The sequence below is a fragment of the Lelliottia amnigena genome (assembly GCF_019047465.1).
Lineage (GTDB): Bacteria > Pseudomonadota > Gammaproteobacteria > Enterobacterales > Enterobacteriaceae > Enterobacter > Enterobacter amnigenus.
The window spans coordinates 2,510,278-2,536,348 of record NZ_CP077236.1; the positions used below are offsets into that span (position 1 = coordinate 2,510,278).

Below are 26,071 nucleotides of genomic sequence, written 5' to 3' on the forward strand. Positions count from 1 at the left end.
TTGACGCGGCAGGAAGCGCTTCGCAGAATCCCTGCTTCGTCATCTGACCGGAATCGTTATGCAGGCATTGCTGGAACATTTTATTACTCAATCCGTCGCGTATTCGCTGATTGCTGTCGCGCTGGTGGCCTTCCTGGAATCGCTGGCGCTGGTGGGATTGATTTTACCCGGGACAGTCATGATGGCGGGGCTGGGTGCCCTGATTGGCAGCGGGGAGGTTAACTTCTGGCAGGCATGGGCGGCCGGAATTATAGGCTGTCTGCTGGGAGACTGGCTGTCGTTCTGGCTGGGCTGGCGCTTTAAAAAGCCGCTGCACCGTTGGTCATTCATGAAAAAGAACAAGGCGTTGCTCGATAAAACGGAACATGCCCTGCATCAGCACAGCATGTTTACCATTTTGGTTGGGCGATTTGTCGGCCCCACGCGTCCGCTGGTGCCAATGGTTGCCGGGATGCTGGATCTGCCGGTTGCCAAATTTATCCTGCCCAATATCATCGGCTGCGTCCTTTGGCCGCCGTTCTATTTCCTGCCCGGGATCCTGGCCGGTGCGGCGACCGATATTCCCGTTGATGCCCAAAGCGGTGACTTCAAATGGCTGCTGCTAGCGACCGCGCTGTTGCTGTGGGTGGGCGTCTGGCTGTGCTGGCGTTTATGGCGCAGCGCCAAAGCCGGGACGGATCGTTTGACGCACTATTTGCCGCGCAGTCGTTTGATCTGGCTTGCGCCGTTACTCTTGGGCGTTGCGGTAGTCGCGCTGGCGGCGCTGATTCGTCATCCGCTCATGCCGGTGTACGGTGAGATTTTACTGAAGGTGGTAAGCCGGTAATTTTTCTTCTTTTCGATCGCGGTTTTACCCTTCTCCCTGTATGCATGTCAGCGGGTTTTCTCCTTCTCGCTGCGCGCAACTCGGCGGATTTTCTACCTCTCATTGTGTGCAAGTCGGCGGGTTTTCTCGTTCTCGCTGTGTGCATGTCGGCGGATTTTCTCCCTCTCATTGTGTGCAAGTCAGCAGATTTTCTCTTTCTCGCTGCGTGCATGTCAGTGGGTTTTCTCCCTCTCCCTGTGGGAGAGGGGCGGGGTGAGGGCATCAGACGATTCAGTGCCTAAACCGGCTGCGCATGTATTCCCAGCAGCGCTGAGGCGCTGGCGTTTCCGCTAAGCAGCGCTTGCGTTTCGCCATCCCAGTCGATGCGCCCGTCGGCAATCACCACCGCTCGTGGCGCAATGCTGGCGGCGTCTTCCACGCTGTGCGACACCATCAGCATGGTGAGTTGCTTCTGCTGACACACGTCCTTCACCAGCTGCAGCATCTCTTGTCGCAGCGCGGGATCGAGGGCTGAGAACGGCTCATCAAGCAGTAAAATCGGCTGCTCCCGAACCAGACAGCGCGCCAACGCCACGCGCTGACGCTGGCCGCCGGACAACTCTCCCGGCAGGCGATCGCTCAATTCCGTCAACCCCATTTGCTGTGCAATAGCATCACATTTTTGACGTTGCCCCGCCGTCAGTTTCAGCCCCGGATCCATTCCCAGCCCAATGTTCTGGCGGACGGTCAGATGGGTAAACAGATTATTTTCCTGAAACAGCATCGACACCGGACGCTGCGAGGGGGGCGTGTGAGTATGATCTTGACCGTTAATCGTCATCTCTCCGCGCGCGGGCGGCAGGAAACCGGCAATCAGATTGAGCAAGGTGCTTTTGCCCGCCCCACTGGGACCGAGAATCGCGATCATTTCACCTTGCTTCGCGGTCAGGGTAAAACGCATTGGCAGGTGCTGGTAAAGCCAGGTTACATCAGTCAGTTTTAGCATCACGCCCCGGTAGTTTTTCGATAACGGTGAACAAGGTAAAGCACAGCAGCAGAAGCAACAGCGCCGTGACAGCGCCGTCCTGACTGCGATAGGAGCCTATTTGCTGGTAGAGCCAGAACGGCAGCGTGCGGAAATCGTCATTGCCAAACAGCGCCACGACACCGAAATCGCCAATCGACAGCACGCTGGCAAAGGCCAACGCTTGAGCAATCGGGCGTTTTAGTGCGCGGAGTTCGACCACTTTCAACCGCTGCCAGCCGCGCATTCCCAGTGACTGACAAAGCAAAGTGTAACGGGCGCTGACGTCGCGCATCGGATTTTCCAGCACTTTGAGCGCGTAGGGGATCGCCATCAGCGCGTTGGTGAAAATCACGATGCCGTCCGCGTGAGCGGGCAGGCCGATAGTGCTGTTAAACAGTAAGAAGAAACCGGTCGCCAGCACAATGCCCGGCATCGCCAGAATCAGCATTCCGCTCAGCTCCAGCGCTTGTCCGGCGACTCTGGCCTGACGCGCGTACAGCTCACGGCTGCTCCACAACAGCATCATTGTCAGCAGGACGCACAGCAAACCGGCACCGATGGCAATGCGCAGCGAGGTGCCGGTTGCTTGCCACAGCACAGGCTGTTGCAGCACGGAAATCACATTCAGATTGAGGCCATCCACCACCACCGCGAGCAATGGCGGGAGCATCAGCAGCAACGCCAGCGCAATCAGTACGATGTCCGTAACCCGGCTGCGCCAGCGATCCTGCGGGTCACGCCAGCCGCTAACCTGATGGCTGCCCACCGCGATCGCTTTGCTCAGACGCTGGCTGAGCAGCACCAGCCCCAGACAGCAGAACATCTGAACCATCGCCAGGATCGCCGCACGGCCCGGATCGTAGTCAAAACTGAGCGCCTGATAAATCGCGAGTTCAATGGTTGTTGCCTGTGGCCCGCCCCCCAGCGACAGAACCGTTGCAAAGCTGGCGAAACAGAGCATGAAGATCAACGCGGCAACCGGTGGGATCTGGCGGCGCAGCCACGGCCATTCGACAAACCGGAAGAACGGCCAGCCGCGCATACCAAGCTGTGCGGCGAGCTGGCGCTGTTCACCGGGAATATTTTCCAGTGCCTGTAAAAACAGTCGCGTCGCCATCGGCATATTGAAAAAGACGTGGGCCAGTAAAATGCCCTGCAGACCGTAAGGCGAGAAGGTCCACTCGATACCAAAAACGCTCAGTAGCGAAGCGATCCACCCCTGGCGGCCGTAAACGCTCAGAATGCCGAACACCGCGACCAGCACCGGTAAAATCAGCGTCATGGCGCAAAGGCGCAACAGGATTTTCCTACCGGGGAAGCGTCGGCGGTACAGGGCGCGAGCCAGAAAAATCGCCGGCACGACGGAGATCAGCGCAGAGAGAAACGCCTGCCAGAAAGAGAAACGCACGACATGCCAGAGATAGCTGTCATGCCAAAGCGCGACGAGATCGCTCTCTGGCGCGTTAAACCACAGCGCCAGAAAAGCACCCAGGCTGACGACCACCATTAACGTGGCGGCAATCAGCCCCGGGATCAGCCAGCCGGGGATTAACGGCTGACAGCGCGTTGCCATTCACTGATCCATGCTGCGCGCTGGCTGGAAACCTGCTGCGGGGTAAATTCCAGCGTCGTTTGTGGTTTGGTCAACTGATCAAAGCCCGCAGGCAAAGTCACGTTGGTCACCGGATACATCCAGTTGCCGGTCGGGATCGCATTCTGGAATGCCGGTGAAACCATAAATTTCAGGAACTTTTCAGCCAGTTCAGGCTGTTTGCTGGCTGCCGTACGTGCGGCCACTTCCACCTGCAAATAGTGCCCCTCAGAGAAATTCGCCGCCGCGTAATGGTCTTTTTTCTCTTCGATGATGTGATATGCCGGCGAGGTGGTGTAGCTCAGAACCAGGTCGCTTTCGCCTTTGAGGAACAGGCCGTAGGCTTCGCTCCAGCCTTTGGTGACGGTAACGGTTTTCGCCGCCAGCTTCTGCCACGCTTCTGGCGCGTTGTCACCGTAGACTTTTTGCATCCACAGCAGCAGGCCCAGACCCGGCGTGCTGGTGCGCGGGTCCTGGTAAATCACGCGCCATTTCTGGTCGCTTTCAACGAGTTCTTTCAGGCTCTTAGGCGGATTCTTGAGTTTGTTTTTGTCATACACAAACGCGAAGTAGCCGTAATCGAACGGCACGAACGTGTCATTTTTCCAGCCGCCGGGAACGTTAACCGCCTCGGAGGGCACGCCGCTTTTGGCGAACAGTTTGGTTTGTGAGGCCGCGTCCAGCAGATTATTGTCGAGGCCCAGCACCACGTCGGCTTTGCTGTTTTTACCTTCCATGCGCAGACGGTTCAGCAGCGAGACGCCGTCTTCCAGCGCCACGAATTTCATCTCGCAGTTGCAGTCGGCTTCAAAGGCTTTTTTGACGACCGGTCCAGGGCCCCAGTCAGCGGCGAAGGAGTCGTAGGTGTAGACCGTTAACACGGGCTTGGCAAAAACAGGCAGCGCAAACAGCGCCAGCAGGGGGAGAACTTTTTTTAACACTTTGCACCTCAAAGTTGAGTGGCAAAGGATTTTGAGCGACAGCCTCAAATCCCTTCGCCGGCGTTATCCGGATCAGGTTCGACGGGTATTATCTCAGCGCACATCATTGATGCAGCACCCCGTTGAGAACAGCAGTAGTGTAATGATTTGGTGAATATTACGAAAGTGTTATGGTTCCGGCGGTGCAAACCAGGCCGATTTAAAGTCAAACCAGCCTAAGGTGTTCATTCTCATACCGCGCATACTGCGCTGCCCCTGGATCATCAGCCAGTGGTGGATCAGCGGAACCATCGCCTGCTGCGACAGCAGCTGCTGGCACCAGACGGCGAGATTCATTTCCCCGGCGCGCCATTGCGCGGCGTCCTGCTGCCAGTCGCGGGCAATACAGTGCTGGATCAGCGGGATTTCAAACAGATGTGAGAACAGGGAGAAGTCGAGCGGCAGGGTGAAATTCGCGCTGTTGAGCCAGATATCGCTCACCGCTTCGCCGCGATGCCACTCATCATATTCCACTTCCTGAATCTCGAGCTTCACGCCCTCTGCCGCCAGCAGTTTGCTCATGATTCTGGCGATAAAACGGTGCTCAACGTGTTCGCGATAATAGGTCAGGGTGATGGATTCCAGCCCGGCGGGTTTCTCGCCGCGTCCGGGGCGGGCATGGTGCCAGCGAGGAAGCAGCCCATACGCCGGGAACCAGTAAGTCTGGTGTTGATCTTCCGCCTGATAAATCAGATTGGCGGGGGCGAGAATTTGGCTCACCCACTGGCGCACGTCGCGGCTGGCTCCGCGATGCGTGCGGGCATCAAACAGCAGGTAGTAACAGCCCTCTTCAAGTCGGCTCTCAACGGCTTTTTCGCCTTCGGTGGGGCCTTCCAGCGTCAGGCCAGGGCTGAACTCTTCGCTGATGTCGGGCAATACCCAGACATTCACTTCGTCAATCAGTGCGCGATAACCAAAGTAGTCATCAAAGGCGCGAATCTTGAGTTGATTATTGTTATTGCGTGTCACCGCATATGGGCCCGTGCCGACAGGCTGGCTGGAGAAATGAGGCATCGATTGCCACTCGTGCGGCAAAATCATCGACGGCACATAGCCCATCAGCCATGGCAGCCACTGATCGGGCTGCGAAAGTTCGATATCCAGCGTCCAGGCCGTTGGCGAGTGGATGCGCGAGATATGAGAATAGAGCGGCAGTTCGCGGGCACGTTGCAGCGACGCGATAACATCGTCCATTTCCAGCTCACGTCCATGATGAAAATGAATGCCTGGACGCAAAAAGAAACGCCAGTGCAGGGGCGAAAGCTGTTGCCAGTGGTGAGCAATATCGGCTTCCAGTTCCCCATTTTCCTCATTTATGCGCGTCAGGCCACTAAAGATCTGCCGCGCCATGTGCGTTTCGGATCGACGTAATGCACTGCCGGGTAACAAATTTTTCATCGGCCGATAGTAGAGAACGCGCAGAATATGGCGTCCCTGGCGGAAGCTACGCCCCAGATGGGACACCAGCATTTGACGCACCGCAGCCTTATCGCCGACCAGTTGCACCAGCTGATCAATCCGATCCTGCTCCAGCAGATCCTCGGCGCGCTGTTGTTGCAGGGCGAGGCCGGTATAGAGGAACGTCAAACGTGAACGTTTACCGCGCCCGGCTTCGGCTTCCCAGTTGAGCCAGCCCTGCTGCTGCATGGTGTTGAGGAGCGTGCGCATATGGCGGCGTGAACAGTTCAGGAGTTCAGCCAGTTCGTTGAGCGTGGTCTCCCGCTCCAGGCCTTCGCAGCACTGCCAGAGGCGGATGAATTGTTGTTGCAGACGACCTGACGCCATAAAAGGGGAACTCCTGCCAAAAAATCATCAATTTATTAATCCCTATATTAAGCCAATAATCATTTCCGATGAAGCAAGGGAGTGAATGATGAAGAGGTCAACCGCACGTCAGTTTTATCAGCAGTACTTTTTAGCGACAAAAGGAGTGTCCTGGCTGGCCCGCCAGTGCGCCGAGCAGCGGCTGAAAATGCTGGAAGAATTGATGCAGTGGGAGGTTACGCAAACGACCTCGGATCGCTGACTTGCCTCGATCATGTGTGACTGAGTATTGGTGCTTATCACCCGCCAGCAAAATGTTTTTGCTGGCTTTTTTCGTTTACTATTCCCTCTGTTTATTCGTTTTAACAAGGATCTGAGCATGCTCTGGTTGATGACGATGGGTCGGCGCCTGAATGGGGTGTACGCCGCTTTTATGCTGGTGGCGTTTATGATGGGCGTGGCGGGAGCGCTTCAGGCTCCGACGTTGAGCTTGTTCCTCAGCCGCGAAGTCGGCGCGCAGCCGTTTTGGGTTGGGCTCTTTTATACCGTCAACGCCATCGCCGGGATCCTGGTGAGCCTGTGGCTGGCAAAGCGCTCGGACAGTCAGGGCGATCGCCGCAAGCTGATTCTGTTTTGCTGTGCGATGGCGATCGGTAACGCGCTGTTGTTCGCGTTCAACCGCCATTATCTGACGCTTATCACCTGTGGCGTGCTGCTGGCATCGCTGGCCAATACCGCTATGCCACAGCTCTTTGCCCTGGCGCGCGAGTATGCCGATAACTCGGCACGAGAAGTGGTGATGTTCAGCTCAGTAATGCGCGCCCAGTTATCCTTAGCGTGGGTCATCGGCCCGCCGCTGGCGTTTATGATCGCGCTGAATTATGGCTTTACCGTGATGTTTTCTATCGCCGCGGGGATCTTTGCTATCAGTCTGGTGCTGATCGCGTGCGTACTGCCGTCGGTTGCCCGGATAGAGCAGGCGACCGATAAGCCCGTGACGCAGATTAGCGGCTGGCAGAACAAAAATGTGCGCATGTTGTTTATCGCCTCGACGCTGATGTGGACTTGCAACACCATGTACATCATCGATATGCCGCTGTGGATCAGTAACGATCTGGGTTTGCCGGACAAGCTGGCGGGGATCTTGATGGGGACGGCCGCCGGGCTGGAAATTCCCGCGATGATCCTGGCGGGTTATTACGTCAAACGCTTTGGTAAACGCCGGATGATGGTGGTGGCTGTGGCGGCAGGGGTGTTGTTTTATCTCGGGTTAATTATGTTTCACAGTCGCGAAGCGCTGCTGGCGCTCCAGTTGTTTAACGCGATTTTCATCGGAATTGTCGCCGGGATCGGCATGCTGTGGTTCCAGGACCTGATGCCTGGAAGAGCAGGGTCAGCGACGACGCTTTTCACCAACAGTATTTCAACCGGGGTGATTCTGGCGGGCGTGATTCAGGGCGCGCTGGTACAAAGCTACGGACATTTTGCGGTGTACTGGGTGATTGCGGCAATTTCTCTATTAACGCTGGCGCTCACCTGCCGGGTGAAGGATGTGTGAAAGGAGAAGGGGTAGTTTAAAGCCTGGTTTTGCACACTGATGAATGGCCCGCTTAACACGGGCCATTCATTTTAGTTCATAAATGCAGGCTGTTTGTTCTCGTAGGCCGCAATAGAATCTTCATGCTGGAGCGTCAGTCCGATGCTGTCCAGACCGTTGATCATGCAATGGCGGCGGAACGCATCAATACTAAAGGCGTAAGTTTTATCGCCCGCTTTGACGACTTCCGCTTCCAGATCCACTTCAAACGTGATGCCCGGATTGGCTTTTACCAGCGCGAACATCTCGTCGACCTGCTCGTCGCTCAGCGTCACGGGTAACAGCTGGTTGTTGAAGCTGTTGCCGTAAAAGATGTCGGCGAAACTCGGCGCGATAACCACTTTAAACCCGTAATCCGTCAGTGCCCACGGCGCATGCTCACGCGATGAACCGCAGCCGAAGTTTTCGCGCGTCAACAGAATCGAAGCGCCTTTAAATTCCGGGAAGTTCAGCACGAATTCTGGGTTCGGCTGCTGGCCCTGATCGTCAAGAAAACGCCAGTCGTTAAACAGGTGTGCACCAAAGCCAGTGCGGGTGACTTTCTGCAAAAACTGTTTTGGGATAATGGCATCAGTATCCACGTTTGCCGCGTCCAGAGGGACAACCAGGCCTGTATGCTGGGTAAATTTCTCTGCCATGATTGTCTCCTTATTTTAAAACACGAATATCGGCGAAATGACCGGTGACAGCCGCTGCTGCTGCCATCGCCGGGCTGACCAGATGCGTGCGACCGCCACGGCCCTGACGGCCTTCAAAGTTACGGTTGCTGGTCGAGGCGCAACGTTCACCCGGATTCAGACGGTCGTTGTTCATCGCCAGACACATGGAACAGCCCGGCAGACGCCACTCAAAACCGGCTTCGATAAAGATCTTATCTAAACCTTCTGCTTCCGCCTGCGCTTTCACCGGGCCAGAGCCTGGGACGACTAACGCCTGCACGCCAGGCGCCACTTTGCGGCCTTTGGCAATTTCGGCGGCAGCGCGTAAATCTTCGATACGGGAGTTGGTGCAAGAGCCGATAAAGACTTTGTCGATCGCCACTTCGGTCAGGGGAATACCGGGTTTCAGGCCCATGTACGCCAGTGCTTTTTCGGCGCTGGCGCGCTCAACCGGATCGGCAAACGAGGCCGGATCGGGAATATTGTCGTTCACGGAGATAACCTGGCCTGGGTTAGTTCCCCAGGTGACCTGCGGGGCGATCTCTTCTGCCCGCAGCGTGACGACGGTATCAAAGGTTGCGCCTTCGTCAGTTTGCAGGGTTTTCCAGTACTCAACCGCCTCATCAAAATCGGTGCCTTTCGGTGCGTGCAGACGTCCTTTCACATAGTTAAATGTGATCTCATCTGGCGCAACCAGGCCCGCTTTCGCGCCCATTTCGATAGCCATATTGCACAAGGTCATGCGACCTTCCATGCTCAACTCGCGGATTGCATCACCACAGAACTCGACAACATGGCCTGTCCCGCCGGCACTCCCGGTTTTACCGATGATCGCCAGCACGATATCTTTGGCAGTAATACCCGGTGCGGCATGGCCTGTGACTTCGATTTTCATGGTCTTCGCGCGGCCCTGTTTCAGGGTTTGCGTCGCCAGAACGTGTTCAACCTCGGAGGTGCCAATACCAAACGCCAGCGCGCCAAATGCGCCGTGCGTGGCGGTATGGGAGTCGCCGCAGACGATGGTCATGCCCGGTAACGTGATGCCTTGTTCCGGGCCCATAACGTGGACGATGCCCTGATACGGGTGGTTCAGGTCGTACAGCTCAACGCCGAACGCGTTGCAGTTTTTGATCAGCTCCTGCATCTGGATGCGGGCCATTTCGCCAGACGCATTGATATCTTTGGTCTGGGTGGAAACGTTGTGATCCATGGTCGCGAAGGTTTTGCCTGGCTGGCGAACCTGGCGGTTGTGCGCTCGCAGGCCGTCAAACGCCTGCGGAGAGGTGACTTCGTGGACCAGATGGCGGTCAATATACAGCAGCGGGGTTTCATTTGACGCTTCGTACACGACGTGGGCATCAAACAATTTTTCGTATAACGTCCTGGACATGATTACACCCCCTCTGCGACATAGCGGGCAATGATATCGCCCATTTCATCGGTACTGACTGCCGCCGTGCCGCGCGCTAAATCGCCGGTACGGATGCCTTCTTCTAACGCGCGGTTAATGGCGTTTTCAATCGCATCTGCTGCATCGTTTGCATCCAGGCTGTAGCGCAGCAGAAGCGCCAGTGACAGAATCTGCGCGATGGGGTTGGCAATATTTTTGCCCGCGATATCCGGAGCCGAACCGCCTGCGGGTTCGTACAGACCAAAACCTTCTTCGTTCAGGCTGGCGGATGGCAGCATGCCCATCGAGCCGGTGATCATGGCGCACTCGTCAGAGAGAATATCGCCGAACAGGTTAGAACACAGCAGGACGTCAAACTGCGACGGGTCTTTGATCAACTGCATGGTGGCGTTGTCGATGTACATGTGCGCCAGCTCCACGTCCGGGTACTCGTTGGCGATTTCATTGACGATTTCACGCCATAAGATAGAGGACTGCAGGACGTTGGCTTTATCAATGGAGGTCACTTTGTGACGGCGTTTGCGCGCAGACTCAAACGCAATACGCGCAATACGTTCGATTTCAAAACGGTGATACACCTCGGTATCAAACGCTTTTTCGTGCTGACCGCTGCCTTCGCGCCCTTTTGGCTGACCGAAGTAGATACCGCCAGTTAATTCGCGCACGCACAGAATGTCGAAGCCGTTAGCGGCAATATCGGCACGCAGCGGGCAAAACTCTTCCAGGCCCTGATACAATTTTGCAGGGCGCAGATTGCTGAACAGTTTGAAGTGCTTACGCAGTGGCAATAACGCGCCGCGCTCAGGTTGTCCAGCGGGTGGCAGATGTTCCCATTTCGGGCCGCCGACGGATCCAAACAGGACCGCGTCCGCGTTTTCACAGCCTTCAACCGTTGCTTTCGGCAGCGGCGTGCCGTGGTTATCAATCGCGATACCGCCCACATCATAATGGCTGGTCGAGATTTTCATCGCGAAACGCGTGCGTACAGCTTCCAGGACTTTCAGGGCTTGTGTCATCACTTCCGGGCCAATTCCATCGCCCGGCAACACAGCAATATGGTAATTCTTCGACATTACACGGTTTCCTTATTGTTCTCTTTATTCTGAGCTTTGCGTTGTAATTCTTTCTCGACTTCGGCGGCGCGCCAGATGTTGTTCAGCACATGCACCATGGCTTTGGCGGACGATTCCACAATGTCTGTTGCCAGGCCAACACCGTGGAAACGGCGACCGTTATAGGTGACAACGATGTCCACCTGACCCAGCGCATCTTTACCGTGTCCTTTCGCGCTCAGATCATATTTGACCAGTTCGACGTCGTATCCGGTGATGCGGTTGATTGCCTGATAAATGGCGTCCACCGGGCCGTTACCGTTCGCGGCTTCGGCTTTAATCTCATCGCCGCAGGCCAGTTTGACGGAGGCGGTCGCGATATCGCTGGAGCCCGACTGCACGCTGAAGTAATCCATACGGAAATGTTCAGGCTCTTCCTGCTGCTTGTTAATGAACGCGATCGCTTCCAGGTCGTAATCGAACACCTGACCTTTTTTATCGGCCAATTTCAGGAACGCGTCATACAGGTGATCCATGTTGTAGTCGGTCTCTTTGTAGCCCATCTCTTCCATGCGATGTTTCACCGCCGCACGGCCAGAACGGGAGGTCAGGTTCAGCTGCACCTGATTCAGGCCGATCGACTCCGGCGTCATGATTTCGTAGTTTTCGCGGTTCTTCAGCACGCCGTCCTGGTGGATACCGGAGGAGTGTGCGAACGCGCCGGTGCCAACAATCGCTTTGTTCGCCGGAATTGGCATGTTGCAAATCTGGCTGACGGTCTGGCTGGTGCGCCAGATTTCGCTGTGATTAATGCGGGTCTGCACATTCATAATGTCTTTGCGCACTTTAATCGCCATGATCACTTCTTCGAGCGAGCAGTTCCCCGCACGCTCGCCAATCCCGTTCATGGCACCTTCTACCTGACGGGCACCAGCATGAACGGCGGCAATCGCGTTGCCGACGGCCAGGCCTAAATCGTCGTGGGTGTGAACAGAAATAATGGCTTGATCGATGTTTGGTACGCGCTCGTACAGGCCGGTAATGATGTTGGAGAATTCAAACGGCATGGTATAGCCGACGGTGTCCGGGATGTTGATGGTCTTCGCGCCCGCGTTGATCGCGGCTTCGACGACGCGCGCCAGATCGGCAATGGGGGTACGACCGGCGTCTTCGCATGAGAACTCGACGTCATCGGTATAATTGCGGGCGCGTTTGACCATATAAACTGCGCGTTCGATGACTTCGTCCAGCGTGCTGCGCAGCTTGGTGGCGATATGCATCGGCGAGGTGGCAATAAAGGTATGAATACGGAAGGCTTCGGCCACCTTCAGCGACTCTGCTGCAACGTCGATATCTTTCTCAACACAACGGGCCAGAGCACAGACGCGGCTATTTTTGATGGTGCGCGCGATAGTTTGTACGGATTCAAAATCACCCGGTGAAGAGACAGGGAAACCCACCTCCATCACGTCAACACCCATACGTTCAAGGGCCAGCGCAATTTGCAGCTTCTCTTTCACACTCAGGCTTGCCTGCAACGCCTGTTCACCGTCACGTAAGGTTGTATCGAAAATAACAACTTGCTGGCTCATGGGTTTGGTCCTTGTCTGTCCTGGGGCGCCTTGCTACGAGCATAAAAAAACCCGCGCACTGGCGCGGGTTTCTTGTTTACTGGAGACGATTCAACGTTGAATTTCGTTCGCCAGCCTACCGCGCAAATGGGATGCGTTTAGTAGTAGTAGGCTGAGAGAACGAACGGTACGAATCATGAATCATGCTCCAGATGAATGCGTTATGCCTTTAGTGGTACTGGATATGCCGATCCAAGTCAACCCCTGCGATGAAAAACGGCCTAAAGAAATGAAGGTATGTGGTTTTCTATTTTAGCGTATTGTGCTGGTTTTTATCGTTGCAGGTAATTAATTAGTCTAATATTGGACTCAAAATAAACTTTAAGAATTAATTTAATATAATTCGTTTCAATTCGATATTGCTTGATATGTTTTGTGAGTGTGGATTTATTCTATTTAATTCATCAAGTTAGGGTCTTATCTCGTCCGGCTAAGGTGAATGAAAATCGCACAATGATCATGGGTTGTTAACTATCACGTATTGATGGTGTTGAATAGTTTAATAAAGCTTAAATATGAGTTCATCATAAGGCTTATTGTTTATTCATTAGATTTATGGTTTCATTCCAATCCTAATGTTTTAGTTATCACTTTTGGCACTTATCGCTTAAGTATGTCTTTACATCTTCACGTTATTTGCCGTAAGTATTTATATATTCCGAAATTTAAACCTTTCTCTTTCTCTGATTTTATCTGCATGATAAATAATATCTTTAGAGGTTATTACTGCACAAAGATAAAAGGAGTTTAGCGTGACGGTGGAGTTAGATATGTTAGAAAGCAAAATTGAACGGACTCACGTGGGTGACGGGACCCGTCCGCAATTACGGACGGTGGATCTTAACTTATTAACTGTTTTTGATGCTGTTATGCAGGAGCAGAATATTACTCGCGCGGCGCAGTCATTAGGGATGTCGCAGCCTGCAGTGAGTAATGCTGTTGCTCGGCTTAAACTGATGTTCAATGATGAATTATTTGTCAGATACGGCCGTGGGATTCAGCCTACAGCAAGGGCTTGTCAACTTTTTGGTTCGATACGGCAGGCATTGCAGCTGGTGCAAAATGAGCTTCCCGGATCGGGTTTTGAGCCTGTTAGCAGTGAGCGCGTTTTTCATCTCTGCGTGTGCAGTCCGCTGGATAACTATTTAACTTCGGTTATCTATAATAAAGTCGAAGCCATTGCACCGAATATAAATCTGATATTTAAATCTTCACTTAATCAGAACACAGAACACCAGTTGCGTTATCAGGAAACGGAATTTGTGATTGGCTATGAAGAGTTCCGTCGTCCGGAGTTTTCTTGCGTGCCGCTGTTTAATGATGAAATGGTATTAGTCGCCAGCAGGACGCACCCGCGCATAAATGGGCCTCTCCTCGAAAGTGATGTGTATCAAGAGCAACATGCAGTGGTCGCGCTCGACAGATATGCCTCTTTCAGCCAGCCGTGGTATGACACACCCGATAAACAGTCAAAGGTGGCTTATCAAGGAATGGCGATGGTGAGCGTATTAAATATTGTTTCACAGACGCATCTGGTGGCTATTGCTCCTCGTTGGTTGGCGGAAGAGTTCTCAGATAGGTTAAATCTGCAAGTTATGCCGCTGCCGCTAAAATTAAATAGTCGTACCTGTTACCTTTCCTGGCATGAAGCCGCCGGGCGCGATAAAGGTCATCAGTGGATGGAAGAGCTATTAGCCAGTGTTTGCCGTCGTTAACACGGTTCGGGATAAATCGATGTGAAACATCTGGTTTATCCCGCTATTTATTTATAATGCAAAATTTTATCCCGTCGGCATTTTTTCTTAACGTTGTTTACCCCTCAAAAATAGATAAATTACTGACACTACGTCTTTTTTGGCGATGAATTATCATCGGAAAAGCTTATCTCAGATGAATTCACTGAATTCTCACGTATCCCCTGTGTATTCTGCTTTCTAGCGTTTCTTCACGCCATGGTTTGCCGATTGCCTGCCTTAGGGCGAGCGGTTATGGTGAAAGCCACTCTGCAAAAATCTATGACAGGGGAAGCCCTGCTCAGCAAGACGACGAGGAAATGAATTCCTGTGTTCGTCTATAACAACAATAAGCCTGGAGGCAAACCATGGAGATGTTGTCTGGCGCCGAAATGGTCGTCCGGTCGCTCATCGATCAGGGCGTGAAGCAAGTATTCGGCTATCCCGGAGGCGCAGTCCTCGATATTTATGATGCGTTGCACACCGTAGGTGGCATCGATCATGTTCTGGTGCGCCACGAGCAGGCCGCTGTACATATGGCTGATGGTTTGGCGCGTGCCACTGGGGAAGTGGGCGTCGTACTGGTGACGTCAGGCCCAGGCGCTACCAACGCGATAACGGGTATTGCTACCGCCTATATGGATTCCATCCCGCTGGTGATCCTTTCCGGACAGGTTGCAACCTCGCTGATTGGCTACGACGCCTTCCAGGAGTGCGACATGGTGGGGATCTCCCGCCCGGTGGTGAAACACAGTTTTCTGGTGAAGCAAACGGAAGATATTCCGGGGGTGCTGAAAAAAGCATTCTGGCTGGCGGCCAGCGGTCGTCCCGGCCCGGTTGTGGTCGACTTACCGAAAGATATTCTCAATCCTGCCAATAAATTACCTTACGTCTGGCCTGATTCGGTGAGCATGCGCTCGTATAATCCGACCACGCAGGGCCACAAGGGACAGATTAAGCGGGCATTGCAAACGCTCATTGCGGCTAAAAACCCGGTTGTCTACGTTGGCGGCGGCGCGGTAAACGCGCATTGTCACGAACAACTGCGTGAGCTTATCGAAAAATTAAACTTGCCTGTTGCCTCCTCATTGATGGGGCTAGGCGCGTTTCCGGCAACACATCGTCAGGCGCTGGGCATGCTGGGCATGCACGGCACGTTTGAAGCCAACATGACGATGCATAACTCTGATGTGATTTTTGCCGTTGGTGTGCGTTTCGACGATCGCACGACCAACAATCTGGCCAAGTACTGTCCGAATGCGACGGTGTTGCATATTGATATCGACCCGACGTCTATTTCCAAAACCGTGCCCGCTGATGTGCCTATTGTCGGAGATGCGCTACAGGTTCTGGAACAAATGCTCGAACTGCTGGCGCATGAAACGCCAACGCAGCCACTGGATGATATTCGAGACTGGTGGCAGCAGATTGAGCAGTGGCGTGCCCGCCACTGTCTGAAATACGACACGCAAAGCGAACATATTAAACCGCAGGCTGTTATCGAAACCATTTGGCGTCTGACTAAGGGGGAAGCCTATGTGACCTCTGATGTGGGCCAGCACCAGATGTTTGCGGCGCTCTATTATCCCTTTGATAAGCCTCGTCACTGGATCAACTCCGGCGGTCTCGGCACGATGGGCTTTGGCTTGCCTGCCGCGTTGGGCGTGAAGCTGGCGCTCCCGGACGAAATCGTCGTTTGTGTGACGGGCGACGGCAGTATCCAGATGAACATTCAGGAACTCTCCACGGCACTGCAATACGATTTGCCCGTGCTGGTGCTGAACCTGAATAACGGTTATCTGGGGATGGTGAAGCAGTGGCAGGACATGATTTATTCTGGTCGTCACTCCCAGTCGTACATGAAATCGCTGCCAGATTTTGTTCGCGTGGCAGAGGCCTACGGTCACGTGGGCATTCGTGTCAGCGATCCGGCGGAGCTGGAATCGAAGCTTGCCGAGGCGCTCGAGCATGTCAGGAATAACCGCCTGGTGTTTGTCGATGTCATCGTTGACGGAACAGAACACGTCTATCCGATGCATATTCGCGGCGGCGGTATGGATGAAATGTGGCTCAGCAAAACGGAGAGAACCTGATATGCGCCGGATATTATCTGTATTACTGGAAAACGAGTCTGGTGCGCTCTCCCGCGTGATTGGACTCTTTGCCCAGCGCGGCTATAACATTGAAAGCCTGACCGTGGCCCCGACTGACGATCCTACATTATCCCGCATGACCATCCAGACCGTTGGCGATGCGAAAGTGCTGGAGCAGATTGAAAAGCAGCTACACAAGCTGGTGGATGTGCTGCGAGTCAGTGAATTAGGGCAGGGCGCGTATGTTGAGCGCGAAGTCATGCTGGTAAAAATTCAGGCTAGCGGGTACGGCCGTGACGAGGTCAAACGCAATACGGATATCTTCCGTGGGCAGATTATCGACGTTACCCCTTCTATATATACGGTGCAGTTGGCCGGAACCAGCGACAAGCTCGATGCCTTCCTTGCTTCGATACGTGATGTCGCCAAAATCGTTGAGGTCGCGCGCTCCGGCATCGTGGGGTTGTCTCGCGGCGATAAAATTATGCGGTAGCCGTAAAAAAGTTCGCCTCTTTAAGCCTGGCCTGCAAAGTCAGGCTTTTTTTTATCGAAACGCAGCGTAAGCGAGATAAAAGCTATTGCCGCCAGGACTATTCTGCGCTTAGATGTAAAAAGGTATAACCATAAACCTGACAAGGCCATGGACTCTTTTTTTCTTTTAAGGGGCAATTGTGAAACTGGATGAAATCGCCCGGCTTGCGGGCGTGTCACGAACTACAGCAAGCTATGTGATCAACGGTAAAGCGAAGCAGTACCGTGTTAGCGATAAAACCGTTGAAAAAGTCATGGCGGTGGTGCGTGAGCATAACTACCATCCGAACGCTGTCGCCGCCGGTTTACGTGCCGGACGCACCCGCTCTATTGGTCTGGTCATTCCGGATCTGGAAAATACCAGCTACACCCGTATCGCTAATTATCTTGAACGCCAGGCGCGTCAGCGTGGTTATCAGTTACTGATCGCCTGTTCTGAAGATCAACCCGATAATGAAATGCGCTGCATTGAGCATCTGCTGCAACGCCAGGTGGATGCGATTATCGTATCCACTTCCTTGCCGCCAGAGCACCCGTTCTACCAGCGTTGGGCGAACGACTCGTTCCCGATTGTCGCCCTTGACCGTGCGCTGGATCGTGAACACTTTACCAGCGTAGTCGGTGCCGATCAGGACGACGCGGAAATGCTGGCTGCAGAGCTGCGCACCTTCCCTGCGGAAACCGTGCTTTATCTTGGCGCGTTACCCGAGCTGTCCGTCAGCTTCCTGCGTGAGCAGGGATTCCGTAACGCCTGGAAAGACGATCCGCGTGAAGTCCACTATCTCTATGCCAATAGCTACGAGCGTGAAGCCGCTGCTCAGCTGTTTGAAAAGTGGCTTGAGACGCACCCGATGCCGCAGGCGCTGTTTACCACGTCGTTTGCCCTTCTACAAGGTGTGATGGACGTTACGCTACGACGCGAAGGCAAATTGCCGACTGAGCTGGCCATTGCGACGTTTGGTGATAACGAGCTGCTCGACTTCCTGCAATGCCCGGTGCTTGCCGTGGCGCAGCGTCACCGTGACGTTGCGGAGCGCGTGCTGGAAATTGTCCTCGCGAGCCTCGATGAACCTCGTAAGCCGAAACCGGGTCTGACCCGTATCAAACGTAACCTTTACCGTCGCGGTGTGTTAAGCCGTCACTAAAACAGTCATCAGGGCAGCAATAGCAGCCCTGTTTTTTTCCGAATATTACGGGAAATAATAACCTGACTAAATTTAGGATAATTCCTTAAGAACCATAGCCTGCTATTCTTATTATTTCCTTTTCACCCTTCAGCGGCATTTTTAAGGTTATTAAGAGTTCGCTTATCACTATTTTTTGTATTGTTTTGTTACAAAGACTATTCCCTCGCTGAATTATCAGCCGTTTTTATCTTTCATATCTGACTTGCAGTGCCACCGCTTGCGCTTTCTGGCTTGTGCGTTGAATCTGGCGCTGTCATCCCCTGACGATATGTCTTAAAATGCCGCCCGCGTCGCAAACTGACACTTTATATTTGCCTGTATGGATAGAGAGTGAATTTTAACGCTCCTCTGAATATTCATTTTTTTCTTACAAATATTCATGACGTTAATTTGTCTCGTAAGTTGTGCAGTTATTAATCAAGTTGGGTTATGTCGGTAAATAGGGCGCTTTCGAGTCCTTATCGCGGCAGTCCCGGCTTGACAAGCTTTTCCTTCGCTCCGTAAACTCCTTTATGTGGGAATTTGTGGGTTAAAGTGGCGATAAGGGGTGGAGCTGGCATGTTCCGTGGGGCGACGTTAGTCAATCTCGACAGTAAGGGGCGTTTATCGGTACCAACCCGATACCGCGACCAACTGATCGAAAACGCGTCAGGTCAAATGGTGTGCACCATTGACATTAACCACCCCTGCCTGCTGCTTTACACCTTACCCGAATGGGAAATTATCGAGCAAAAGCTGTCGCGACTGTCGAGCATGAACCCGCAGGAACGCCGCGTGCAGCGGTTGTTGTTGGGTCATGCCAGTGAGTGTCAGATGGATAACTCGGGGCGCTTACTGATTGCGCCTGTGTTGCGACAACATGCTGGTCTAACAAAAGAAGTGATGCTGGTCGGGCAGTTCAACAAGTTTGAACTGTGGGATGAAACGACCTGGTATCAACAGGTCAAGGAAGATATCGACGCTGAACAATCTGATTCCGGTGTGTTATCGGATCGATTGCAGGACTTGTCTCTATAAATATGACGGAAAATTATAAACATACATCGGTGCTGTTGGACGAGGCCGTAAACGGTCTGAATATTCGTCCTGATGGCATCTATATTGATGGCACATTTGGTCGCGGTGGTCACTCGCGTCTGATCCTCTCCCAACTGGGAGCGGAAGGTCGCTTATTGGCAATCGATCGCGATCCGCAGGCAATTGCCGTTGCGAAGACTATCGATGATCCACGCTTTTCATTTGTTCATGGGCCTTTCTCAGCGTTGGCTGACTACGTAAGCGAGCGCGATCTCACGGGCAAGATCGACGGGATTCTTCTCGATCTTGGCGTTTCATCACCACAGCTTGATGATGCAGAACGCGGATTTTCTTTCATGCGTGATGGCCCGCTGGATATGCGTATGGACCCAACGCGTGGTCAATCCGCTGCCGAATGGCTGCTGACTGCTGAAGAAGCCGATATTGCCTGGGTGATTAAAACCTTTGGCGAAGAGCGTTTTGGTAAACGTATCGCGCGCGGCATCGTTGAGCGTAATCGTATTGAGCCGATGACACGCACGAAAGAGCTGGCAGAAGTGGTGACGGCGGCAACGCCGGTTAAAGACAAATTCAAACATCCCGCGACCCGTACCTTCCAGGCGGTGCGCATTTGGGTCAACAGTGAACTGGAGGAAATAGAGCTGGCGCTAAAAAGCTCGCTCGGCGTGCTGGCCCCAGGTGGGCGGTTATCCATTATCAGCTTCCATTCGCTGGAAGACCGTATTGTGAAGCGTTTTATGCGCGAACAAAGCCGCGGTCCTCAGGTTCCAGCAGGGCTGCCGATGACGGAAGAGCAACTCAGTAAACTGGGCGGCCGTTATTTGCGAGTACTAGGCAAGATGATGCCGGGCGAAGAAGAGGTGGCAGAGAATCCACGCGCCCGTAGTTCAGTGCTGCGCATCGCAGAAAGGACGAACGCATGATCAGCAGAGTGACAGAGACCCTAAGCAAAGTTAAAGGATCGTTAGGAAGCAACGAGCGCCATGCCTTGCCTGGCGTGATCGGCGACGATCTTTTGCGGTTTGGGAAGCTGCCACTCTGCTTGTTCATTTGCATTATTGTGACGGCCGTGACGGTCGTAACAACCGCACACCATACCCGTTTACTGACCGCGCAGCGCGAGCAGATGGTGCTCGAGCGTGATGCGCTGGATATCGAATGGCGAAACCTGATTCTTGAAGAAAATGCGCTCGGCGATCACAGCCGGGTTGAACGGATCGCAACGGAAAAGCTGCAGCTGCAGCATGTTGATCCTTCGCAGGAAAATATTGTAGTACAAAAATAAGGGAACACGCGACGCATGAGAGCAGCGGCGAAAACGCAAAAACCGAAACGTCAGGAAGAACAGGCCAACTTTGTGAGTTGGCGTTTTGCGTTGCTTTGTGGCTGTATTTTACTGGCGCTGTGTCTGTTGCTCGGTCGTGCTGCGTGGTTACAGATTATCGCGCCGGACATGCTGGTGCGACAGGGAGATATGCGTTCCCTGCGCGTGCAGGAAGTGTCCACTTCGCGCGGTTTGATCACTGACCGTTCTGGTCGCCCGTTGGCGGTGAGCGTGCCCGTTAAAGCGATCTGGGCCGATCCGAAAGAGCTGCATGATGCTGGTGGCGTCACGCTGGATAATCGCTGGAAAGCGCTTGCCGATGCGTTGAAAATGCCGCTCGACCAAATGGCGGCGCGCGTCAATGCCAACCCGAAAGGGCGATTTATCTATCTGGCGCGTCAGGTGAACCCTGATATGGCCGATTACATTAAGAAACTCAAACTGCCGGGGATTCATCTGCGTGAAGAGTCACGCCGCTATTATCCGTCAGGAGAAGTGACCGCTCACCTCATTGGCTTTACCAACGTCGATAGCCAGGGTATTGAAGGGGTCGAAAAAAGCTTTGATAAATGGCTGACCGGACAACCAGGCGAGCGTGTGGTACGTAAAGACCGTTACGGCCGCGTGATCGAGGATATCTCTTCAACGGACAGTCAGGCGGCGCACAACCTCGCGCTGAGTATTGACGAACGTTTGCAGGCGCTGGTTTACCGCGAACTGAATAATGCGGTGGCGTTTAACAAAGCCGAATCTGGCAGCGCCGTGCTGGTGGACGTCAGCACTGGCGAAGTCCTGGCGATGGCGAACAGCCCGTCTTATAACCCGAATAATCTTACCGGTACGCAGAAAGATATCATGCGTAACCGTACCATCACCGACGTGTTCGAACCGGGTTCGACTGTGAAACCGATGGTGGTAATGACCGCGCTGCAGCGTGGCATCGTTAATGAAAATACCGTTCTAAATACCATTCCTTACCGAATTAACGGCCACGAAATCAAAGATGTGGCGCGTTACAGCGAATTGACCCTGACCGGGGTTTTGCAGAAGTCGAGTAACGTCGGTGTTTCTAAGCTGGCGTTAGCGATGCCGTCCTCAGCGTTAGTAGAAACTTACTCACGTTTTGGGCTGGGAAAGGCGACCAATTTGGGGTTGGTCGGAGAACGCAGTGGCTTATATCCTCAAAAACAACGGTGGTCTGACATAGAGAGGGCCACCTTCTCTTTCGGCTACGGGCTAATGGTAACACCGTTACAGTTGGCGCGAGTCTATGCAACGATCGGCAGCTATGGCGTATATCGTCCCCTGTCGATCACCAAAGTTGATCCACCGGTTCCGGGCGAGCGTATCTTCCCGGAATCCACCGTTCGTACCGTGGTACATATGATGGAAAGCGTGGCGCTGCCTGGCGGCGGCGGCGTGAAGGCAGCGATCAAAGGCTATCGCATCGCCATCAAAACCGGTACAGCGAAAAAAGTGGGGCCGGACGGTCGCTACATCAATAAATACATTGCTTACACCGCAGGCGTTGCGCCTGCAAGCAATCCCCGATTTGCGCTGGTGGTCGTTATTAACGATCCACAGGCGGGTAAATACTACGGTGGCGCCGTCTCCGCGCCGGTGTTCGGTGCCATCATGGGCGGCGTTTTGCGTACCATGAATATCGAACCAGATGCGCTGTCGACGGGCGAAAAAAGTGAATTTGTAACTAATCAAGGCGAGGGAACAGGTGGCAGATCGTAATTTGCGCGACCTTCTTGCTCCGTGGGTGCAAAACGTACCTGCGCGGGCACTGCGAGAGATGGTACTCGACAGCCGTGTGGCTGCGTCGGGCGATCTTTTCGTTGCGGTAGTCGGTCATCAGGCGGACGGGCGTCGATATATCCCGCAGGCGATTGCGCAAGGTGTAGCTGCCATTATTGCTGAGGCAAAAGATGACGCAACCGACGGTGAAATCCGCGAAATGCACGGCGTGCCGGTCATCTACCTCAGTCAGTTGAATGAGCGTCTTTCCGCCCTGGCGGGACGTTTTTATCATGAACCGTCTGACCAGTTGCGATTGGTTGGCGTCACCGGGACCAACGGCAAAACCACCACCACGCAGTTGATGGCGCAGTGGGCCCAGTTATTGGGTGAAACGGGCGCGGTGATGGGCACGGTGGGCAATGGTCTGCTGGGTAAAGTCAATCCAACGGAGAACACCACCGGTTCAGCGGTTGATGTGCAGCATGTCCTTTCCGGCCTCGCAGGTCAGGGTGCGACGTTTGCCGCCATGGAGGTCTCTTCACATGGTTTGGTGCAACATCGCGTTTCAGCGCTGAAGTTTGCAGCGTCTGTGTTTACCAACCTGAGTCGCGACCACCTCGATTATCACGGGGACATGGAAAATTACGAAGCAGCAAAATGGCTGCTCTATTCCACGCATCACTGCGGTCAGGCGATCATCAACGCCGATGACGAAGTGGGCCGCCGTTGGCTGGCAAAATTGCCTGATGCAGTTGCGGTCTCCATGGAAGACCATATCAATCCGAATTGCCATGGCCGCTGGCTGAAGGCGACGGACGTGAATTATCACGACAGCGGCGCAACGATTCGCTTTGCTTCTTCATGGGGCGAAGGCGAAATCGAAAGCCGTTTGATGGGCGCATTTAACGTCAGCAATCTGTTGCTGGCGCTGGCCACGCTGTTGGCGTTGGATTATCCACTGGCCGAGCTGGTGAATACGGCCGCACGCTTGCAGCCTGTTTGTGGGCGGATGGAGGTCTTTACCGCACCGGGCAAACCGACGGTGGTGGTTGATTACGCCCATACCCCGGATGCGCTGGAAAAAGCGCTCCAGGCCGCGCGTCTGCACTGTACCGGTAAGCTGTGGTGCGTTTTCGGCTGCGGTGGCGATCGCGACAAAGGTAAGCGCCCACTTATGGGGGCGATTGCTGAACAGTTCGCGGATATTCCTGTTGTGACCGATGACAACCCGCGTACGGAAGAACCGCGCGCCATTATCAACGATATCCTCGCCGGCATGATGGATGCGGGGCACGCTCGAGTGGTTGAAGGCCGCGCCGAAGCGGTCACCAATGCGATTATGCAGGCCAAAGAAAATGACGTTGTGCTGCTGGCAGGCAAAGGTCATGAAGACTATCAAATTGTCGGTGCACATCGTCTGGATTATTCCGACCGTGTGACGGCTGCGCGTCTGCTGGGAGCGTTGGCATGATTAGCATTACGCTACGCCAGGCTGCTACGGTGCTGAATGGCGAGCTGCAGGGTCGGGATCTGACTGTTGATGCGGTGACGACGGATACCCGAAAAATTACGCCGGGCTGTTTGTTCGTCGCGCTGAAAGGCGAGCGCTTTGATGCGCATGATTTTGCCGAACAAGCAAAAGAGAACGGCGCTGGTGCGTTACTGGTGAGTCGTAAACTTGACATCGATCTGCCGCAGTTGGTGGTGAAAGACACGCGCCAGGCATTTGGTGAGCTGGCTGCATGGGTTCGCCAGCAGGTTCCTGCGCGCGTTGTGGCGCTGACGGGATCTTCCGGCAAAACCTCTGTCAAAGAGATGACGGCTGCGATACTCAGCCAATGTGGCAATACGCTTTACACTGCCGGCAATCTGAATAACGACATCGGCGTGCCAATGACGCTACTGGGTTTGACGCAAGAACATCAATACGCCGTGATTGAACTCGGCGCCAATCACCAGGGTGAAATTGCCTGGACTGTTGATTTGACGCGTCCGGAAGCGGCATTAGTCAATAACCTTGCGGCAGCGCATCTTGAAGGATTTGGCTCGCTGGAAGGCGTGGCAAAAGCGAAAGGTGAAATTTATGGCGGCCTGCCGGAGAACGGCATTGCCATTATGAATGCCGATAACAATGACTGGCTGAACTGGCAAAGCACCATTGGCTCGCGTAAAACCTGGCGTTTCTCGCCAAATGCTGCGAACAGCGATTTTTCCGCGACAAATATCCATGTGACCTCACACGGCACGGAATTTACCTTAAAGACCCCAACGGGCGATGTGGACGTGCTGTTGCCTCTGCCGGGTCGTCACAATATTGCGAATGCACTGGCTGCTGCGGCACTGTCAATGGCCGTTGGCGCAACGCACGATGCAATCAAAGCGGGGCTGTTAAACCTCAAGGCCGTGCCAGGACGTTTGTTCCCCATCCAACTGGCTGAAAACAAGCTGCTGCTGGATGACTCTTACAACGCTAACGTCGGCTCCATGACCGCCGCGGTACAGGTGCTGTCAGAAATGCCAGGCTATCGTGTGATGGTTGTAGGCGATATGGCTGAGCTGGGTGACGAGAGCGAAGCGTGCCATGTGCAGGTGGGCGAAGCGGCAAAAGCATCCGGTATTGATTGCGTATTAAGTGCAGGAATTTTAAGCCAGGCGATCAGCCAGGCGAGCGGCGTCGGTGAACATTTTGCTAATAAAACTGCGCTGATTACACGTTTGAAAGAGTTAGTTACAGAGCATCAAATTGTGACTGTTTTAGTGAAAGGTTCACGTAGTGCCGCCATGGAAGAGGTTGTGCACGCATTACAGGAGAACGGAACATGTTAGTTTGGCTGGCCGAACATTTGGTCAAATATTACTCAGGCTTTAACGTCTTTTCTTATCTGACGTTTCGCGCCATCGTCAGCCTGCTGACTGCACTGTTCATCTCGTTGTGGATGGGCCCGCGCATGATTGCCCGTCTGCAAAAACTCTCTTTCGGCCAGGTTGTCCGTAACGACGGCCCAGAATCGCACTTCAGCAAACGCGGTACGCCAACAATGGGCGGGATCATGATCCTCACCGCGATTGTGGTATCCGTATTGCTGTGGGCTTACCCGTCCAACCCGTACGTCTGGTGTGTACTCACTGTGCTGATTGGTTACGGCATTATTGGTTTCGTTGATGATTACCGCAAAGTGGTGCGTAAAGACACCAAAGGCCTTATCGCCCGCTGGAAATACTTCTGGATGTCGGTGATTGCGCTGGGCGTGGCGTTCGCGCTTTATCTGGCGGGTAAAGACACACCGGCAACTGAGCTGGTTGTACCTTTCTTCAAAGACGTGATGCCACAGCTTGGATTGTTCTACATCCTGCTGGCGTATTTCGTGATTGTGGGCACCGGCAATGCTGTGAACCTGACCGACGGCCTCGACGGTCTGGCGATCATGCCAACCGTCTTTGTCGCAGGTGGCTTTGCGCTGGTGGCATGGGCAACCGGTAACATGAACTTTGCCAATTACTTACACATTCCTTATCTGCGCCACGCCGGTGAACTGGTGATCGTCTGTACGGCGATTGTCGGCGCGGGGCTTGGCTTCCTGTGGTTTAACACCTATCCGGCTCAGGTCTTTATGGGTGACGTCGGTTCGCTGGCGCTAGGCGGCGCGCTGGGCATTATTGCCGTGCTGCTGCGTCAGGAGTTCTTGCTGGTGATCATGGGTGGTGTATTTGTTGTTGAAACGCTTTCGGTGATTTTACAGGTCGGTTCCTTCAAGCTGCGCGGTCAGCGCATCTTCCGTATGGCCCCGATTCATCACCACTATGAACTGAAAGGCTGGCCGGAGCCGCGCGTGATTGTGCGCTTCTGGATTATTTCACTGATGCTGGTGCTAATTGGCCTCGCAACACTGAAGGTGCGTTAA

23 protein-coding genes and 1 riboswitch are annotated in these 26,071 nt (G+C 53.9%); of the genes, 14 read left to right on the forward strand and 9 right to left on the reverse strand.

The genetic code is table 11. The features are described from left to right. The first annotated feature begins 58 nt into the window (after positions 1-58). On the forward strand, positions 59-826 hold the full coding sequence (locus I6L74_RS11780) for a DedA family protein (RefSeq protein WP_059180139.1): 768 nt from the start codon (positions 59-61) through the stop codon (positions 824-826). A 277-nt stretch (positions 827-1,103) separates the two neighbouring features. On the opposite strand, the gene thiQ is transcribed toward I6L74_RS11780, so the two are convergent. The 4 genes from thiQ to sgrR form a co-directional block, all read right to left on the reverse strand. Continuing rightward, a complete protein-coding gene (thiQ, locus tag I6L74_RS11785) occupies positions 1,104-1,811 on the reverse strand; it encodes a thiamine ABC transporter ATP-binding protein ThiQ (protein WP_059180138.1) in 708 nt (235 codons plus the stop codon). Then, a complete protein-coding gene (gene thiP, locus I6L74_RS11790) occupies positions 1,795-3,405 on the reverse strand; it encodes a thiamine/thiamine pyrophosphate ABC transporter permease ThiP (RefSeq protein ID WP_059180137.1) in 1,611 nt (536 codons plus the stop codon). The genes thiQ and thiP overlap by 17 nt, the downstream gene beginning before the upstream one ends. After that, on the reverse strand, positions 3,381-4,364 hold the full coding sequence (thiB, locus tag I6L74_RS11795) for a thiamine ABC transporter substrate binding subunit (protein WP_059180136.1): 984 nt from the start codon (positions 4,362-4,364) through the stop codon (positions 3,381-3,383). Before thiB ends, thiP begins: the two co-directional genes overlap by 25 nt. 31 nt (positions 4,365-4,395) lie before the next feature. Then, positions 4,396-4,496, reverse strand: a riboswitch (TPP riboswitch). 36 nt (positions 4,497-4,532) lie between these two features. Then, a complete protein-coding gene (sgrR, locus tag I6L74_RS11800; protein ID WP_059180135.1) occupies positions 4,533-6,188 on the reverse strand; it encodes an HTH-type transcriptional regulator SgrR in 1,656 nt (551 codons plus the stop codon). A gap of 88 nt (positions 6,189-6,276) precedes the next feature. Between sgrR and sgrT the strand changes: the two genes are divergently transcribed. Both sgrT and I6L74_RS11810 read left to right on the forward strand, forming a co-directional pair. After that, the gene (gene sgrT / locus I6L74_RS11805; RefSeq protein WP_072241948.1) at positions 6,277-6,429 is read left to right on the forward strand and encodes a glucose uptake inhibitor SgrT; all 153 of its coding nucleotides are present in this window, start codon (positions 6,277-6,279) and stop codon (positions 6,427-6,429) included. Between the two features lie 117 nt (positions 6,430-6,546). After that, positions 6,547-7,725 carry a sugar efflux transporter gene (locus I6L74_RS11810; RefSeq protein ID WP_059180240.1) on the forward strand — a complete coding sequence of 393 codons (1,179 nt, stop codon included), beginning with the start codon at positions 6,547-6,549 and terminating at the stop codon, positions 7,723-7,725. 71 nt (positions 7,726-7,796) lie between these two features. Here the strand turns inward: I6L74_RS11810 and leuD are convergent, their stop codons facing one another. The 5 genes from leuD to leuL form a co-directional block, all read right to left on the reverse strand. Continuing rightward, on the reverse strand, positions 7,797-8,402 hold the full coding sequence (gene leuD / locus I6L74_RS11815) for a 3-isopropylmalate dehydratase small subunit (protein ID WP_059180134.1): 606 nt from the start codon (positions 8,400-8,402) through the stop codon (positions 7,797-7,799). Between the two features lie 10 nt (positions 8,403-8,412). Then, a complete protein-coding gene (gene leuC / locus I6L74_RS11820; protein ID WP_059180133.1) occupies positions 8,413-9,813 on the reverse strand; it encodes a 3-isopropylmalate dehydratase large subunit in 1,401 nt (466 codons plus the stop codon). A gap of 2 nt (positions 9,814-9,815) precedes the next feature. Continuing rightward, positions 9,816-10,907 (reverse strand): 3-isopropylmalate dehydrogenase, encoded by a 1,092-nt coding sequence (leuB, locus tag I6L74_RS11825; RefSeq protein WP_059180132.1) that lies wholly within the window; start codon positions 10,905-10,907, stop codon positions 9,816-9,818. After that, positions 10,907-12,478, reverse strand: coding sequence for a 2-isopropylmalate synthase (gene leuA / locus I6L74_RS11830; RefSeq protein WP_059180131.1), 1,572 nt, complete (start codon positions 12,476-12,478; stop codon positions 10,907-10,909). The genes leuB and leuA overlap by 1 nt, the downstream gene beginning before the upstream one ends. A gap of 90 nt (positions 12,479-12,568) precedes the next feature. Continuing rightward, the gene (gene leuL, locus I6L74_RS21640; RefSeq protein ID WP_106379788.1) at positions 12,569-12,655 is read right to left on the reverse strand and encodes a leu operon leader peptide; all 87 of its coding nucleotides are present in this window, start codon (positions 12,653-12,655) and stop codon (positions 12,569-12,571) included. A gap of 632 nt (positions 12,656-13,287) precedes the next feature. On the opposite strand from leuL, the gene leuO reads away from it, so the two are divergent. From leuO to mraY, 11 genes are all read left to right on the forward strand, one after another. Beyond that, positions 13,288-14,232 carry a transcriptional regulator LeuO gene (gene leuO / locus I6L74_RS11840; RefSeq protein ID WP_059180239.1) on the forward strand — a complete coding sequence of 315 codons (945 nt, stop codon included), beginning with the start codon at positions 13,288-13,290 and terminating at the stop codon, positions 14,230-14,232. 386 nt (positions 14,233-14,618) lie between these two features. After that, on the forward strand, positions 14,619-16,343 hold the full coding sequence (gene ilvI, locus I6L74_RS11845) for an acetolactate synthase 3 large subunit (RefSeq protein ID WP_059180130.1): 1,725 nt from the start codon (positions 14,619-14,621) through the stop codon (positions 16,341-16,343). A 1-nt stretch (position 16,344) separates the two neighbouring features. Then, positions 16,345-16,836, forward strand: coding sequence for an acetolactate synthase small subunit (ilvN, locus tag I6L74_RS11850; RefSeq protein WP_012016034.1), 492 nt, complete (start codon positions 16,345-16,347; stop codon positions 16,834-16,836). Positions 16,837-17,014: 178 nt separating this feature from the next. After that, positions 17,015-18,019 carry a catabolite repressor/activator gene (gene cra, locus I6L74_RS11855; protein ID WP_059180129.1) on the forward strand — a complete coding sequence of 335 codons (1,005 nt, stop codon included), beginning with the start codon at positions 17,015-17,017 and terminating at the stop codon, positions 18,017-18,019. 600 nt (positions 18,020-18,619) lie between these two features. Next, positions 18,620-19,078 (forward strand): division/cell wall cluster transcriptional repressor MraZ, encoded by a 459-nt coding sequence (gene mraZ / locus I6L74_RS11860; RefSeq protein WP_012016036.1) that lies wholly within the window; start codon positions 18,620-18,622, stop codon positions 19,076-19,078. A 2-nt stretch (positions 19,079-19,080) separates the two neighbouring features. Next, entirely contained in the window at positions 19,081-20,022 is a 942-nt protein-coding gene (gene rsmH, locus I6L74_RS11865) for a 16S rRNA (cytosine(1402)-N(4))-methyltransferase RsmH (protein ID WP_059180128.1), read from the forward strand. Next, positions 20,019-20,384 (forward strand): cell division protein FtsL, encoded by a 366-nt coding sequence (gene ftsL, locus I6L74_RS11870; RefSeq protein WP_014068894.1) that lies wholly within the window; start codon positions 20,019-20,021, stop codon positions 20,382-20,384. Before rsmH ends, ftsL begins: the two co-directional genes overlap by 4 nt. Before the next feature lie 15 nt (positions 20,385-20,399). Beyond that, positions 20,400-22,166, forward strand: a complete 1,767-nt coding sequence (locus tag I6L74_RS11875; RefSeq protein ID WP_012016039.1) for a peptidoglycan glycosyltransferase FtsI — start codon at positions 20,400-20,402, stop codon at positions 22,164-22,166. Beyond that, on the forward strand, positions 22,153-23,640 hold the full coding sequence (gene murE, locus I6L74_RS11880; RefSeq protein WP_059180127.1) for a UDP-N-acetylmuramoyl-L-alanyl-D-glutamate--2,6-diaminopimelate ligase: 1,488 nt from the start codon (positions 22,153-22,155) through the stop codon (positions 23,638-23,640). The genes I6L74_RS11875 and murE overlap by 14 nt, the downstream gene beginning before the upstream one ends. Then, the gene (murF, locus tag I6L74_RS11885; RefSeq protein WP_059180126.1) at positions 23,637-24,995 is read left to right on the forward strand and encodes a UDP-N-acetylmuramoyl-tripeptide--D-alanyl-D-alanine ligase; all 1,359 of its coding nucleotides are present in this window, start codon (positions 23,637-23,639) and stop codon (positions 24,993-24,995) included. Before murE ends, murF begins: the two co-directional genes overlap by 4 nt. Further along, positions 24,989-26,071 (forward strand): phospho-N-acetylmuramoyl-pentapeptide-transferase, encoded by a 1,083-nt coding sequence (mraY, locus tag I6L74_RS11890; RefSeq protein WP_012016042.1) that lies wholly within the window; start codon positions 24,989-24,991, stop codon positions 26,069-26,071. Before murF ends, mraY begins: the two co-directional genes overlap by 7 nt.

Coding starts and splice junctions, on each gene's coding strand:
- I6L74_RS11780 (WP_059180139.1), top strand. CDS start 59: ATGCAGGCATTGCTGGAACATTTTATTACTCAATCCGTCGCGTATTCG.
- thiQ (WP_059180138.1), bottom strand. CDS start 1,811: ATGCTAAAACTGACTGATGTAACCTGGCTTTACCAGCACCTGCCAATG.
- thiP (WP_059180137.1), bottom strand. CDS start 3,405: ATGGCAACGCGCTGTCAGCCGTTAATCCCCGGCTGGCTGATCCCGGGG.
- sgrR (WP_059180135.1), bottom strand. CDS start 6,188: ATGGCGTCAGGTCGTCTGCAACAACAATTCATCCGCCTCTGGCAGTGC.
- sgrT (WP_072241948.1), top strand. CDS start 6,277: ATGAAGAGGTCAACCGCACGTCAGTTTTATCAGCAGTACTTTTTAGCG.
- I6L74_RS11810 (WP_059180240.1), top strand. CDS start 6,547: ATGCTCTGGTTGATGACGATGGGTCGGCGCCTGAATGGGGTGTACGCC.
- leuD (WP_059180134.1), bottom strand. CDS start 8,402: ATGGCAGAGAAATTTACCCAGCATACAGGCCTGGTTGTCCCTCTGGAC.
- leuC (WP_059180133.1), bottom strand. CDS start 9,813: ATGTCCAGGACGTTATACGAAAAATTGTTTGATGCCCACGTCGTGTAC.
- leuB (WP_059180132.1), bottom strand. CDS start 10,907: ATGTCGAAGAATTACCATATTGCTGTGTTGCCGGGCGATGGAATTGGC.
- leuA (WP_059180131.1), bottom strand. CDS start 12,478: ATGAGCCAGCAAGTTGTTATTTTCGATACAACCTTACGTGACGGTGAA.
- leuL (WP_106379788.1), bottom strand. CDS start 12,655: ATGATTCGTACCGTTCGTTCTCTCAGCCTACTACTACTAAACGCATCC.
- leuO (WP_059180239.1), top strand. CDS start 13,288: ATGTTAGAAAGCAAAATTGAACGGACTCACGTGGGTGACGGGACCCGT.
- ilvI (WP_059180130.1), top strand. CDS start 14,619: ATGGAGATGTTGTCTGGCGCCGAAATGGTCGTCCGGTCGCTCATCGAT.
- ilvN (WP_012016034.1), top strand. CDS start 16,345: ATGCGCCGGATATTATCTGTATTACTGGAAAACGAGTCTGGTGCGCTC.
- mraZ (WP_012016036.1), top strand. CDS start 18,620: ATGTTCCGTGGGGCGACGTTAGTCAATCTCGACAGTAAGGGGCGTTTA.
- rsmH (WP_059180128.1), top strand. CDS start 19,081: ATGACGGAAAATTATAAACATACATCGGTGCTGTTGGACGAGGCCGTA.
- ftsL (WP_014068894.1), top strand. CDS start 20,019: ATGATCAGCAGAGTGACAGAGACCCTAAGCAAAGTTAAAGGATCGTTA.
- I6L74_RS11875 (WP_012016039.1), top strand. CDS start 20,400: ATGAGAGCAGCGGCGAAAACGCAAAAACCGAAACGTCAGGAAGAACAG.
- murF (WP_059180126.1), top strand. CDS start 23,637: ATGATTAGCATTACGCTACGCCAGGCTGCTACGGTGCTGAATGGCGAG.
- mraY (WP_012016042.1), top strand. CDS start 24,989: ATGTTAGTTTGGCTGGCCGAACATTTGGTCAAATATTACTCAGGCTTT.